Source organism: Sporomusa sp. (assembly GCF_057736855.1).
In genome coordinates this window covers 1-14,635 of sequence record NZ_JBYKYF010000044.1, presented here as the reverse complement: position 1 = coordinate 14,635, position 14,635 = coordinate 1, and the positions used below count along the sequence as shown (strand labels likewise).

The following is a 14,635-nucleotide window of genomic DNA, read 5'->3' as shown; positions in this document are numbered from 1 at the left end:
TATATATTTTGTTCGGATCCTCAACAAATATCTTCGTGCTGCCCATAATTATGGTAGAAAATACTAAGGCTAAAATAATTAAAATATAAAACTGTTCACGCATTTTAAATTTGTTTAGCTGGTTAAAATACAATCCACCATACTTTAAATAAATACCATCCACCAAACCCAGATGCAAAAAATGAATCAGTGAAGCATATAAAAAATACAATTGCCAATAAGCAAATTCATCCATACCCATTACTTTTGGCAATACCAAAACATAAACAGACCGAATTATCATTGTTATAATATTGGATGCAAAAGAATATGAAAAGTTAGTAAAAAATTCTCGCACACGATTATTCATATTACATCGTTCCTTACTGCGACCAAATTAGTAGTATACTTCACCAGATCCACTTTGTTTTCATTGAAACAAATTGATTCGATAATCATATTCAATATTAAGATTTTCCCTTATTCCTATTGGAGTTTTTTCATAAAGCGAACTATCATAAATATTTTTTATTCCAAGTACTGCATGCCAAATTAGTAACGATATCAAGACTATTACTTTTACATTAATTTCTTTAGTTTTATTTATGGCTAATGGAAGTGCACATATTAAAAATACTTTGAAAAACTCATTTAATCTCAAAATTGGTATTACAATATATAAAGTGTGTATTATAAACATATAAAATAATATTATATTACATAATCGTTGTTCAAACTTATCATTTATATTCAGTCTAGCTATAATCCATATGCAAATAACTGTATTCATTAACATCACTATACCTGTTCCGCCACTATCAAGTACACTAGTTCTTATCCAATTTGAATCAGTGGCGTATGAAGACAGCATCGCTAAATAAGGAAGAATAATTTGACCGGAAAAATCGAATAAATGTAATACAAATAAACAAAGAATTAATACATAATAAACAATTTTATTAACAGAAATTTTCGTCAAGGTCAATATTAGAGAAATTATAGCAGAATAATGAAATGATACGGCTATAACAAAATAAAATAGATATTTTTTTATATTATTCTCTAGCAAATACCGAAATCCATAAAAAACTATAGAAACAGCTAAAATTTGACGAATTGTATTTGTAGACTTCCACCAAATTAGGAAAAAGAAAAATAGACAAGCAAGAAATAAATCAATATTTGATTTGCAATAATACCGTGCACCCTTATAAATAAAAAAACCCGTTAAAACAGCATAAATAAAAAAAATAATCTGTGAATTAAACCCTAAATTATTGAAAAACTCACATAGCAACTGAAATGAATATTCTGGATACAAATTATTTAAGTCGAAAGTCAAGTTATAATACATTGTTTCATAAGTAAAGTAATCCCAACCAATATTATATCTAAATGCCGATATAAGCGTAATTATAGACATAAAAAATATGGCTATATTATATTTAGGTAACAATACTTGCAAAATTAACAATAAAAATGCCATACAATACAATATAGACCAAAATACCAAAGCATACACCTCTTAATTACTGCAATTTCTTCCTATTATAACAAATATCGTATATAATTTGTGCAACAATTTCGCAAGCATTTCCGGTTTCGTAACTACCTAACGCTTCATGATGTTGCTTAATCTTTTTTTGATACTCATTCTGATTAAAATTCAAAATATTACCAATAAGTTCTTCATTAGTTTCTGCTAATGGAAAGGGCCATTCTCTAATTGCTGTATAAAAACTGCGCTCTTGTTCATATTGTTGTAAATCTGTTGCATATATGAAACATGGTTTATATGTTAATGAAAAATCCCATATACAAGAAGAGTAATCTGTAATAAGAATATCGGCGGAACATAGTAGCTCTTGCATATCAGGATAAGTGCTGACATTAAGACATTGATTATTCAGAATATTAAGCTTGATTCCAGGATGCGCTCGAAAAAGAAAAACCCATTTATTACCAAATTTGCAATTTAAAGTTTGTATGATAGCCGTGATATTTATATCTTCATAAACATTTCGTTTATTATCTCTCCATGTTGGTGCATATAAGGCAATTTTTGTACTGGAATCAAGATTATAATGCTTTTTTACCTTCAATACAATATCAGAATAGTTTCTAAAAAAAATATCGTTTCTAGGCATTCCTGTTGGAACAAATTTACTACTATCAATACACAGAGCTTTAGAAGCTATGTCTATAAATTTTCTGCAAGAAGACAAGCACATATCTGTCTCATTCCCCACCAAAGAAAATATTTTCGCGTAAATACTGCTACTATTAATATCTGTCCCGAATTTCTTATAAGCTCCTCCACCATGCCATGTTTCAATGCGAACTTGCGATTTTCTTTTTATTAAGAAACTTCTATAGCCGTGATTATTTGATATAAGAATTTTAGATGTAAAAAAATAATAATAAAAACTCAGCGAACCAGCCTTAACAGTTTTTACATTAAGAAACGGCAATATATCTTTATTGTTTATTACCCAAATAATCTCATAAATTCCAGAATATTCGGAACTGAGAAATTCTGAAATATATTTAGGATTACATGAATAATTTTGACCGTGCGAGTTAAAAAATAAAAGTCTATTTTCTTTAATCGGAAACAAATAAAAAATATATCCTAATGGTCTTATTAGATAAATCAGAATTAACTTTAAAAACAGCTTGATTCTTAGCATATATCCTCCAAATTAAACTACCGCTATAAAATATTCCAGAACCTAAAGCCCTAAAAAAAAACTGAACCATTTTAACGACTTATCGTTGACATAAATCTTTTCAAACTTACTAATTTTAATACAATATTTCTTCCTAATAAATTGCTTAACATATGTTTACTCTTTAACTTTAAAATTCCCCACCAGCCTAACCATGAACCAGCAAAATGATGAACAGTATACGTATTCTTCGTAATCTTAACTCGTCCATCAATTAAATCTTTTGCACACAAATAGTCGAAAGGAAAGATCGCAATCCGATTACCAATAATCTGAAATGTATTATCAAATTTAATTTTATACAAGGATGAAGCAATTTTGGTAATAGTCTCCACATTGGTAGTTGTATCATATCTGCCATCCTGCAAAATAAAATGACGATTATCATAATACTTTAATAACTCTGAAATCCATTCATTTTTTGCAGAAGCCCCCATAATTCCAGTTGATATAGCGTTATCTGATTCAAATCCAAAAAAGGCATTATACTGTAATAAATCATCAAGCGGTTTTATAACCTCAACATCTGTGTCCATATATATTCCGCCATAATCATATAAAACTTTCAAACGAACATAATCACTAACAAATGCCCATTGTTTGGTTTGATATGCCTCCATGCAATATTGGTTTGAATTTAAATCGAAATTTTTTTCATTCCATTCAATGATTTCATAATCCGAGCAATAATATTTCCATGTATCTATATAGTTTTTAAACTGTTCAGGAAGCGGATTTCCACCAAACCAGCAATAATGTATCTTTTTGGGGATCATTCAAATTACATCCTTTAGACAATTTTTGAGTGTTAGATTATTATAAAAAAACTCATCTTAAAAAGTTCACATAAATATACCTTCTCAAAAAAACTGGACACAAAGCCACTATTATTTTAATAAGCAGAATCATTACCATATACGTCAAAGACACGAAGCCTATTTTGTATAAATATCTTTGTAATCGTAGAGCATTTAAGGCATATTTCACACCACCTCGCCTTTTTATCATATCATTGCCGGTTCGAGCGTATACCAAAATTTCCGGAATATTTTTCATTTCATTGCCATTCTGCATCATTCTAACCCACAAGCAATAATCTTCCGCTCCTATCATTTTATTATAGTTTCCTGCTTGAAGTACTGCATCTTTTCGAAACATCACCGTCATATGATTAAATGGATTTCTCTTTTTTGCATAAGCGTAAATTTCTTTATTCGTAATAGGCACTTTACGATATGCAACAATATTATCAATCGTGCCCTCAAATTCTTGTATGTAGCTACCACAAAGTGCCAATCGGGGATTTTTACGAAATTCATCCAGTTGACGCTCAAATCTATTTGATGCAGCTATATCATCAGTATCCATACGCGCTACAAGATCATACTTACAATATTTTAATCCGATATTAAGAGCATCTCCCAATCCTAAATTTTGTTCTAAGGATACTACTGTAAACATGCCTGGATAAGCATTTTCATAAGAGTGTATGATTTCATCAAGTTCTTGAGTCAAAGCACCATCTTTCACAATTACAACTTGATTCGGTGCGATAGACTGATAGATTACACTGTCTAAAGCAAGCTTTAAATATTCTGGATTTTCCTTGTAATATACGGACATCAGTACTGAAAACTCCACAATCCTCCCCCTTTTTCGTTTTAACCAATTTAGTATTTAAACCAATCTTACTTAGTCAATTAATCAATCAAATAGCGTGACAAATCAAACCGCAACTTATTAGTCCCTACACCCTCGGTACTACTTTTAGTAACCAACACCCTCAACGTCTGTAGCATAATTACCAAATCAGTAATTACATTACACTTTTGTATGTAAATCAAATCATAAACCAATTTGTCATACGGGGAAGTATTATACTTACCATAAACTTGCGCTAGGCCAGTAATGCCAGGCTTTACATTATGGCGATAAACATATTCAGAAATATCTTTCTTGAACTGCTCAACAAAGAATGGACGTTCCGGACGTGGTCCGACAATACTCATATCACCCATAAGTACATTAAAAAGTTGCGGTAGTTCATCAAGCCGAGTCGCCCGTAAAAACCGTCCCAGTTTTGTAATACGAGGGTCATTTTCGGATGCTAATACTGGGCCAGTATGCTTTTCAGCATCCTGACACATAGTTCGGAATTTATATAATTTAAACTGTTTTTCATCACGTCCTGTACGTATTTGGCTATATAAGATAGGTCCTGGGCTGTCAAGTTTTACAGCAATAGCGACTAAAATAAATACGGGAAATAATAATATCAATGCTGTCCCTGCTACAACTATATCTAGTATGCGTTTCAAAGAACGCTGCTCTAAAGTTAGTTTTAAACATTGTGGGCGGAATACAGGAATATCATCAAGTTTATCTAGTTCAACTCCACTACAGAATAGTTCATATATGTCAGGAATTAAAAACACCCGTTTACCATTAACATGACAAAAACGTACAATCTCAGCTTTTTTGCTTAAACACAAATCTGAACATACAATAATTAAATCAATGCCCTCTGTAACCTTTTTCCATGGTTCATTTGTATAATCAGTACAAATATACTTCACTTCATAGTTTAACTGTGGTTGGGCATTTAACCTAGCAATCACCTTACTACATTCAGACTTGCTACCAATAACTAAGACACGTTGCGGAATAATCAAGGAATTTTCCAGTCGCCAAAATATATATTTCCAACAAGCTAAGAGAATAAACTGTAATACCATAGTAACGATTAGCACGCCACGCGAGTAACTAAATTCACGCAAAAAGAAACTAACCGCCATAATAAAAATGAAAAGATTAAAGAGGGCTATTGCTAAACTTAGTAATAGTTCGCTATACTTTTTTCGAGCCAACGAAAATAGCCCATTAATGTTAAATAAAATTCCCGCTATAATAATCATCACAGGAAACATATTATAATACTTAGCAAGATGTAATTGAGGCATCTTATCATATAAAACAATATGAATAGCTAAGTAGTTCGCTATTATCAACAGTAATATATCACCTGTTAATAATAATATTTTCTTTATCATTGGAAAACTGTTTCTCATGAAACCGCCTCACAAAACAAATTTATCCTAACACATATACAAACTATTATTTTAATTACTTCGTAATTTTCGTCTCATTTCCATAATAATAATAATAGTAATAAGCATGTTCTTCTTCAATCTCTATCTTGTTTAAAATTACACCAAGTATATGACCGTTTGCCTTAGTTAGAAGCTCTTTGGCTTTTTGCGCCATTTCCGGTCTAATTATTTGCGAATTTAATACAAGGACAATACCATCTACTTTTGAGGCTAAAACACAGGCATCGGTAACCGCCACTGTAGGCGGAGCATCAAGGATTACAATGTCAGCCAAATTTTTTAAAGAATCAATGATATCTACCATTCTGGCAGATCCCAAAAGTTCCGACGGGTTGGGTGGGATTGGACCACTCGTAAGCACTCTCAGATTATCGATATCTGTATCCTGCACCAATTCCACAACAGGAAGTTCTTCGACCAAGATATTAGTCAAACCCCGATTGCGTTTACCAAAGATTTTATGTTGTACTGGTTTACGCAAGTCACAGTCAACAATGATGACTTGTTTGCCAGTTTGCGAAATAGCTACAGCCGTATTGGCAGCTGTAGTAGATTTACCTTCTCCCGGACCAGCACTAGTAAACATAATGGTGCGTAAATCGCCATCGACTTTAGAAAATTGAATATTGGTACGCAATGTTCGGTAAGCCTCGGCGATTGGTGATTTCGCGTCTTCATGTACGATTAATTTACGTTTTTGTTGAACCATAATTCACCTCATCTATGTTTTGTTAAATTGCTGATACGCTTTAACCACCCAGTACGCTCTTGACAGAGATCACTGTCAAAATTCGGAATACTACCAAGTACAGGCAAATCAAGATATTGTTTCACATCGTCAGTTGTACTAATTTTTTTGTTTATATGTTCTGAAAGACAGGCTAGTCCAACGCCACTGAAAATCCCCAGAAAAGCTGCTATAACAATGTTCAGCAACTTTTTAGGTTTAACAGGCTCTTCCGGTAATATAGCCTTATCAATAATTTGCACATCGGTGGGTTCCATGGCTTCGCTAATGCGAGCTTCTTCGTAACGTTTAGCCAGCATGATATAAATTTCCTGAGCAACATTCGCATCACGTAGAACCTTGACAAGCCCTTGCTCTTTGGCAGGTAATGTACTAATCTGCTGCTCCCCTTCAGTCAGAATCTTGTCAATAGCTTGTTGGCGAGCACTATAAACGGCGATTTCGACCTCAGCCTGTATTTGCGATTGGAGTAATCCCTGATGAATCGGATTCGTTGAAGGGGCCTCTGCATTAACCACTCTCGCAATTTCCTCACTAAGCTTAGTATTGGTTTCTGCAATAGCTGCTTGTAATGCTATTACCCTAGGGTGTTGATCAGTATAATTCTGGGACAGGCTAACAAGTTCCACTTCCAATTCAGCCAATTTGGCCTTGTATTGCTGAATCAAAGGACTATCAGCAATAAAACCTGGTTTTTGCTGCCCCAATTGTTGGTTGGCACTATTCAGTTTTGCCTGTGCTGAAGCCAATGCAACTTTATTATCTGCCGCAAGCTTATCAATGGTAGACAATTTATCAATTATAGCCTTAGATTCTTCTGACGGAGATACTATCTTCTGTTCGTATTTGTACTTCTGCAGTATACTTTCGGCCTGCTCAAGCTCTCGTTTTGACTCTTTTAACCTTTCACCAATAAATTCCCGAACCCTCGACTGCTCAGAGCGCACTAACTCAGTCAACCGATCAAGAAAAACCTGCACAAGGGTATTGGCTACTAATTGCGCTTCTTCTTGCGACTTTGCCTGTACTTTGAGTTTTAGGATTTCAGTGTCTTTAACAGGCTGGGTACTTATACGTTCTAACATATCTTCATAGGTAGGCAGCTTCTCTTTGTCTGCCTGAGTTTTTTCAATAACCGCCTGAACGACTGTCCGGCTTTTTAGTATTTCAGCATAAGTAGACATAAGTTGTTTTGTTCCCATTGGATTTCCCATGGGCAAATCGCCAAGCAAAGAATTAGCCAACCCCTTTGGTTGTTTAATTCGTAACGTGGTCTCAGCCTCATAGGTGGGAGGGATAAGGAAACTGATAATCGTCGCCGATATAACAAATAACAAAAAAATTTTGATTATAAACTTACGTCTCTTTTTAAGTATTTTAAGGATATCGTGTAAATCTAAGCTTGTTTCCCCCACTAGTTTGCCTCCAAATTTCAATATAAGTACAATATATGTAATCTTAGTTGTTATCTCTCATCTCACTAATTTGATAAGATGCCGAAATCCACGGAAGGATGTCTTTAGCAAAATCAATACGGTTATTTTTAGTGAGATAAACAACATCGCCATCAGTTAGTTCATAGTTTTGCGACATGTCGCCTTTTTTCAGTAATTGTAATAAATTTGCCTGCTGAGGTTTATCTATTTGATTTTTTCTTATAATAAAAATCTTTTTTTTTGCTGCATATTTAGTATAGCTGCCTGCTGCACTTATAGCATCAAGTAGGTTATGGTGTTTCTCGAGTTCATACATACCTGGCCTAGCTACTTCACCCAATACATACACTCTGGTTGTCCTGAACTTCAATATATTTACAGTTACTATAGGTTTTTTTACATAATTACTAAGCATTTCGGTTATGGTTTGAGTTAAAGTCACTGGCGTTAGGCCTGCTGCTTTTATTTCGCCTACTAACGGAAAAGCGATCATTCCATCTGGTCGAACTGCAATTTCCTTTATATGCAGATCTTCATATCCCCAAACACTAATTTCGAGAATATCTCCCGGTCCAAGTTGATAGCTTTGAGCAAGTACTGGAGACAGATTTAATAGTAATATAAGTAGTGCTACAGCTAAAATACAGGAAAACTTCTTCACTCATGATCCTCCATTCATTATGTTAATGTGTTACTTTTTTCGACCATAGAGTGATTAAATCCTCCCTATATGTCAAAACATTGTAACACATTATTTTCCATGTTGTAACATGTTATTTTCACTAAATATCCAAATTTAACGAATAATGCCTCAACCTTACCAGTCGAGGCTATTCTCAGCTACGCTTATTCATTTTACACTTCTTAGCTAATGCGATATAATCCTCTAGACACTCTACAATCAGATCTGCCTGCATTGGGCTGATGTGATCTAAATTAGCAACATTAACTGCTTCCCGCATAATACTCTGTATCTGGTAAGTCTTATAACCTAAAGTTTCAAGTTGCACTATTAGATTATTTATGCGTGGATCCATAATAATTAAGTACCTACTTGTCTGCTTTAAATCAGAACTAAAGGTACCCGATAATAGGACTTCAGTCCTAGCCCTATTATAACAAAGTCTCCATAGTACTTCTACATTTTTTTACACAAAAAATACTACTAAAATCGACATCATCTGATACACTAACCAATAACTTTAGCTAACAATCTACTAAATATTCCCGTATTTTTTTTGTGATGAACAGGTACCAGTTCAGGGATACAGATATCCTGGCTATTAATAATTTTATCAGGATTTTCAACCAGCAAGCGGTGAGTTAATTCCTTTCCCACCAACGTATTAAGTTTCTCAGCGGTTAAGGCTAAGCTAGGATTGCGATGCCGGGCACTATGAGCGTCAGAACCGATACAATGTACCATATTGCTGCGAAGCATCTGTTCTGCCGCATGCATTGCGCGCTGCCCCATGCTTCCGACAATACTGGCTCCGTTGACTTGTACTAAGACTCCTCTGTTTATCCACTCTGCCAATAACTCCATTCTTTTTGAAATGATAGGGTGTCGTTCAGGGTGAGCCAAAATCGGAGTAATCCCACGAGCCTGCAATGTGAAGAAAAAATCATCGGTAAAACTAGGTAAATCCATAGCCGGCAGTTCAACTAACATATATCGACCACCATTAATACAATAGGATCCTGGACCGCTCACAAGATCAAGTATATCCCAATGAACAGCCACCTCAGCTCCAGGATATACTGGAAAGTTCAATCCATTTTCACTGGATGCTGCTTTTAGCCGTTCACATTCACTGACAATCTTCTCCCACGGTGGCAACCACTTTCCTTCGATAACATGAGGTGTAGCAACAAGAGCCTGAGTTCCATTTTGTTTGGCGATGTCCAGCATAGCAAGCGAAGTATCCAAATCTTTCGCACCATCGTCAATTTCCGGTAAGATATGGCAATGCAGATCAATCATGTGATAAATTCTCCCATCTAACTACATCAAATAATTTAAATTCCTATATTTTAGCATTCCTGAGTTATAACATTTTAAAGAAAAATTTATTCGCTATTATTTATAAAAAACCTTTCAACTTTCTTAAATAATTAAAATAGTTTTTTGTTAAAAGACACCGAAAACAGATTTTTTTATCTATTCGTATTTTTAAGCAAGGAAATACAAAGTTGCTAACGAATTAATGTAATATTTAATAAACAAAAGGAGAATGATTATGCGATACATGAAGTCAAAGGTCTTAGCATTTGCTGTTTCTTTGACATTGGTTAGTTTCTCGCCATCCGCCCTCGCCGCCGACAAACAGGTCAGCTATGAAGCCCGTCTGTCGGCTAACGTTCCGCTAAGCAGCAACGTGTATGACCAACTAGAAAAACTTGACGGCCTTGGGTATATCCAGAGCATGCGGACAGGAGCCAAACCGTATACCCGGATGCAGGTGGCAGAGTGGATTAAGGAAGCTGCTGACCGCGTAAGTCCAAATGATGCACAATATGTTCATTCAATATTAGCCGAGCTAAAAGAAGAATTCCGCGATGAGTTAGCTGTACTGGACGGCGGTAATCCAGCATATGGTTTAACATTAAAACAATGGTCGGCGAGCTTTGCCAAGTATGACGGTGATATTCTTAGCCAAGGGCGAACAGATAAAAACATACTGCCCAAATCAAGTTATCAGCCATTTGCAATCAACTCTGACGGCTACCGATTGAGCGATGATGGTAACTTTACCGCTGCAGTTCGCTTTGAAGGCAAAGTCGCCCCCAGCCTGGTTGTCAGCCTGACAGCCCGAGGCGACAGTGATCTGGATGACGACCTGACCTTCCCTTCTATCTATGTCAAAACCCATATCAACAATATGGAAATCCAGCTAGGCAAAGATTCTTTTTGGTGGGGACAGGGCAGTCGCGGCAGCTTGTTGCTGACAAACAACAGCCGCGCCAAGAACACGGTCAAGTTATCTACTATCAAGCCGTTGGAAGCTGGCGGTATATTCAAATTTCTAGGTAATGTCAGTATTGCCGGCTTTTATTCTGAACTTGAAGAACATCGTGACAGTGATCTAAAACAACCAGGCTTTAGCGGCCTTCGGCTTGACTTTGTTCCCAGCGACAACTTTACATTCGGCATTGCCCGCACCGACATCGTACGTGGATTACACGGCAGTGATTTAGGCGATTTCCTCATAGGAAAAAATGCGGATAATACAGCCGATGAAAAATGGAACTCTATTGCTGGCATCGATTTCCGCTGGCGATTAAAGAACCTGGGTGGCGCACAAGTATATGGAGAGCTCTATGGCGAAGATCAGGCCGGTTCCCTGATGCCACTACCAAGCAAAAATGCCTATCTGTTGGGTGTCTACCTGCCGCGCCTATCAGCTTCCGGAGACTGGGAGGCACAATTAGAGTGGGCAGACACTAATGAAGTCTGGTACAAACACTGGAAATTTGATGACGGCTATACATATAAAGGTAACATCATGGGTGACGCCATGGGCAATAATGCCAATCGCTATTACGGTAGACTGACACATTATCTAAATGGGGTTACCCAAGTCAGTCTACACGGAGAGCGAGTGGAAATGAATCAAGAGGTAACTCAAAGTGTTAATAGCGCTTGGCTGTCTCTCAGAACGCAAGCAGGACAAAATCTATTTGTCAATGCAGCGCTGGGCAAAGCCTGGATAAAGAATCAGAACTTCACACCTGGAATAAAGGATGATGGTCTATTTACCAGCTTGATGATCTCGCAACGATTTTAAGAACATAATAACAATAGAATACCTGAGATGGGAAATTACAAGTAGTTATTCAAGTAGTTATTAAAGAAGTATACCAGATCTTTTTAATAAGACGAATTATAAAATTAAGTGCGACAGATAAAAAAAAGAATGACTCATGACTGATTCGTGTATAAAATGAAGTCACCACAACACCATTTTTACACAGGAGAATCAATCATGAGCTATACCCATCTTACCACATTTGAACGAGGCAAGCTAGAACTATTATACAAACAAGGTAAATCTACACGATCAATCGCTCGCGAGTTAGGGCGACATCATTCCACGATTGCTAGAGAATTAAAACGTAATAAAAGTGCTACTGTCTATCAAGCAGAAATAGCTCAAGAAACTTATCAGAAGCGACGTCAAAGGTCTAGGCCTATTGGCAAGTACTCTTTCGATCTCGCCGCATTGATAGAAGAAAAACTTCAACAAACATGGTCGCCCGAACAAATAGCTGGACGAATGAAGATCTGCTCCAGCGGGCAAACCGTGTCTTTTAAAACGATTTATCGGTGGCTTTACTCGGGAATGCTCCAGACATATGATACTGCTGTCCTTAGGCATAAAGGTAAACGCCGCCAGCCAACGGAAACTAGAGGACGGTTTAACGTCGGCAAATTGATAAGTTCTCGCCCCCAAGAGATCCGAAAGCGTGAAAGTTTTGGACACTGGGAGTTAGATACAGTCGTTTCCAGCCGTGGTAAAAGCAAGGCTTGTGTTGCTACTTTTGCTGAGAGAAAGACACGTTTGTATTTAGCTTAAAGATGCCTGATCGCGTCTACGTCAATGGAATTAAAGCATTCCTCCAAGGCTCTTTTAAGACGGCTACCGTAGACAGAGGTAAAGAGTTTGCCTGTTATAAGAGTCTAGAGGAAAATCATGATATAGACGTATATTTTGCTGATCCATATCCATCTTGGCAGTGAGGAACAAATGAAAACTCTAATGGCTTACTGCGTGAGTTTTATCCAAAAGGTTATGATTTTGCCCTCGTTACGGAAGAAGAACTTGCTAGAGTTCTAGAACTAATTAACAATCGCCCGAGAAAGTGTCTTGGTTGGAAAACTGCTTACGAATCATTCATGGAAGAACTGTCGCAATTAGCTTGACAAACCGTCTTTTAAAAAAACGCTAAATTTGCTTAAGCATATAGTCTTAGAATTGTTTGAAAATTTTAATATCTTTGCTAACAAATACTAAAATCGTATTAACTAATAAATCACGATCGTTGACCTGAGGTTGAACCTAAACTGATAAAATTAGCTGAAAACGTAAAAGGCCCCATTAATTAACATCTACCCAATTGGTAATTTCATAAAACATAAATCTGTAGAAATTCAGTAACAATACAGTTTAAGCCTTTCAATTCAGACTGACAAGATAAGTTACATTATTAATTTTACAGCGTACTGTCATGCTTACTCACATCCAAACTCTCCCCAGAATTTGTTGATTTACCCTGTATTCTACCCATCACAATTAGTGCTTCAAATAATAACGTAACAAAAGTTTCGGTTCAAGAATATTAAATACATTTGAAAAGTGCACATCTTCGAGGAATCCCATTTCTGAGAGTTGCATTGAAATTTCTTCAATAAAATGACTAGCAATTACTACCATAATTTTTTCTGGATCCTCTTGTAATAAAATATCTGGACTATAAACGGGTTTTCCTTGAAAAGAACACTGCCATTTAATAGGATTACTATCTACAAAGTAAGATACTTCGAATGGTATTACCTCGCATAAAGCCTCGCTGCTAGAACCAGTTCCCCAAAGTATGATTTTTTTATTAATTAACTTTTCTATGTTTTTAGGTATATAACTTATATCAGTTATTGAACTATTCTTGTTTTTATTTTTTAGTACCATTTGAATCAATTGATGATATTTTTCTCCCATAGATTCAATGCTAAAATGAGACTTTACATACTCCCTTGCTTGTTGACTCATGTGTGCCAACAACGACCGATCAAAATATAGTTGCTTAATTGCTTGGCTAAATTGTTTTACCTCACCGCGTTCAACTAAAAATCCTGTTTTTTTATCTCGAATGGTACAATCTGTAGCACCTTCCAATAAAGATGCCACAGGTATACAGCCGCAAAGTTGCGCTTCAATGGGAACAATGCCCAGCCCTTCTGAATAAGAAGGAAACAAAAGGACATGAGCACTATGCATAAGGTTATAAACTTGTTCCGAACCAATCATTCCCCAGTATGTAACCAAATTGCCCACACCATTATTTTGAAACAAATCCTTCAATTGCCCGATATCCAGACCATCCCCTACAATATCTAATGACACATTCACCCCATCATCAATTAAGTTACGCAATATCTGTGGAAGTAAAAATATTCCTTTCTCTGAATTATATATTCTCCCAACGTAAATAAGCTTCAAAGTATTCGACAAAAAATCACGTTCAATAACCTTATCAATATTAATTTTAGGAACACCGTGTAAAATAACATCACACTTACAACGCTTATTTACTATTCTCTCTACTACTTTTTTTACCACAGGGCTAACTGCAACAATATGGTCACAAAGTTCAGCTTTATAAGTGCTAATCCTTGCAAAATATTCTTTTCTATCATGTACTATAGGAATAACAACAGGGTTAGCTTTACCAGTACCGATACCAAGCTGAGCGAATAATGCATGGTTTAGAAACACCACATCATAGTCTCCATCATATAATATCTTTGATACCCTGCTCACATGCTCTAGAGGTTCTTCCGGATTTAAACCAGAAACATAAACTTTTTTGAGTCCCATCTGATCTATTCGATCAAACCAATTGCCAGGACATTCT

The 14,635-nt window shown here is 35.9% G+C and carries 12 protein-coding genes and 1 pseudogene; 2 read left to right on the top strand and 11 right to left on the bottom strand.

The genetic code is table 11. From position 1 onward, the window contains the following. From AC29Z1_RS04795 to AC29Z1_RS04750, 10 genes are all read right to left on the bottom strand, one after another. Positions 1-235, bottom strand: a 235-nt coding sequence (locus AC29Z1_RS04795; protein ID WP_488270319.1) for a hypothetical protein, incomplete at its 3' end; no start/stop codon positions are given. A 174-nt stretch (positions 236-409) separates the two neighbouring features. Then, on the bottom strand, positions 410-1,465 hold the full coding sequence (locus tag AC29Z1_RS04790; RefSeq protein WP_488270318.1) for an EpsG family protein: 1,056 nt from the start codon (positions 1,463-1,465) through the stop codon (positions 410-412). 43 nt (positions 1,466-1,508) lie between these two features. Beyond that, on the bottom strand, positions 1,509-2,669 hold the full coding sequence (locus tag AC29Z1_RS04785; protein ID WP_488270317.1) for a CDP-glycerol glycerophosphotransferase family protein: 1,161 nt from the start codon (positions 2,667-2,669) through the stop codon (positions 1,509-1,511). Positions 2,670-2,740: 71 nt separating this feature from the next. Then, the gene (locus AC29Z1_RS04780; protein ID WP_488270316.1) at positions 2,741-3,484 is read right to left on the bottom strand and encodes a glycosyltransferase family 32 protein; all 744 of its coding nucleotides are present in this window, start codon (positions 3,482-3,484) and stop codon (positions 2,741-2,743) included. Positions 3,485-3,536: 52 nt separating this feature from the next. Next, positions 3,537-4,349: a glycosyltransferase gene (locus tag AC29Z1_RS04775; protein WP_488270315.1), complete on the bottom strand. Its 813-nt coding sequence runs from the start codon at positions 4,347-4,349 to the stop codon at positions 3,537-3,539. A 59-nt stretch (positions 4,350-4,408) separates the two neighbouring features. Beyond that, on the bottom strand, positions 4,409-5,776 hold the full coding sequence (locus tag AC29Z1_RS04770; protein WP_488270314.1) for a sugar transferase: 1,368 nt from the start codon (positions 5,774-5,776) through the stop codon (positions 4,409-4,411). Between the two features lie 55 nt (positions 5,777-5,831). Continuing rightward, positions 5,832-6,527, bottom strand: coding sequence for a CpsD/CapB family tyrosine-protein kinase (locus AC29Z1_RS04765; protein ID WP_488270313.1), 696 nt, complete (start codon positions 6,525-6,527; stop codon positions 5,832-5,834). Between the two features lie 8 nt (positions 6,528-6,535). Next, a complete protein-coding gene (locus AC29Z1_RS04760) occupies positions 6,536-7,981 on the bottom strand; it encodes a GumC family protein (RefSeq protein WP_488270312.1) in 1,446 nt (481 codons plus the stop codon). A 43-nt stretch (positions 7,982-8,024) separates the two neighbouring features. Beyond that, positions 8,025-8,663 carry a polysaccharide biosynthesis/export family protein gene (locus AC29Z1_RS04755; RefSeq protein WP_488270311.1) on the bottom strand — a complete coding sequence of 213 codons (639 nt, stop codon included), beginning with the start codon at positions 8,661-8,663 and terminating at the stop codon, positions 8,025-8,027. 528 nt (positions 8,664-9,191) lie between these two features. Further along, entirely contained in the window at positions 9,192-9,986 is a 795-nt protein-coding gene (locus AC29Z1_RS04750; RefSeq protein WP_488270310.1) for a tyrosine-protein phosphatase, read from the bottom strand. Between the two features lie 256 nt (positions 9,987-10,242). On the opposite strand from AC29Z1_RS04750, the gene AC29Z1_RS04745 reads away from it, so the two are divergent. Further along, complete coding sequence (locus AC29Z1_RS04745) at positions 10,243-11,790, top strand: capsule assembly Wzi family protein (protein WP_488270309.1); 1,548 nt, start codon at positions 10,243-10,245, stop codon at positions 11,788-11,790. 198 nt (positions 11,791-11,988) lie between these two features. After that, positions 11,989-12,926, top strand: a pseudogene (locus AC29Z1_RS04740) (IS30 family transposase). Positions 12,927-13,296: 370 nt separating this feature from the next. Here AC29Z1_RS04740 and AC29Z1_RS04735 read toward each other — a convergent pair. Beyond that, a partial coding sequence (locus AC29Z1_RS04735) for a glycosyltransferase family 4 protein (RefSeq protein WP_488270308.1) occupies positions 13,297-14,635 on the bottom strand: 1,339 nt, incomplete at its 5' end.

What these genes read in the sequence shown, in the direction of transcription:
- AC29Z1_RS04790 (WP_488270318.1), bottom strand. Translation starts at nt 1,465, where the DNA reads ATGGCATTTTTATTGTTAATTTTGCAAGTATTGTTACCTAAATATAAT.
- AC29Z1_RS04765 (WP_488270313.1), bottom strand. Translation starts at nt 6,527, where the DNA reads ATGGTTCAACAAAAACGTAAATTAATCGTACATGAAGACGCGAAATCA.
- AC29Z1_RS04745 (WP_488270309.1), top strand. Translation starts at nt 10,243, where the DNA reads ATGCGATACATGAAGTCAAAGGTCTTAGCATTTGCTGTTTCTTTGACA.
- AC29Z1_RS04780 (WP_488270316.1), bottom strand. Translation starts at nt 3,484, where the DNA reads ATGATCCCCAAAAAGATACATTATTGCTGGTTTGGTGGAAATCCGCTT.
- AC29Z1_RS04785 (WP_488270317.1), bottom strand. Translation starts at nt 2,669, where the DNA reads ATGCTAAGAATCAAGCTGTTTTTAAAGTTAATTCTGATTTATCTAATA.
- AC29Z1_RS04770 (WP_488270314.1), bottom strand. Translation starts at nt 5,776, where the DNA reads ATGAGAAACAGTTTTCCAATGATAAAGAAAATATTATTATTAACAGGT.
- AC29Z1_RS04750 (WP_488270310.1), bottom strand. Translation starts at nt 9,986, where the DNA reads ATGATTGATCTGCATTGCCATATCTTACCGGAAATTGACGATGGTGCG.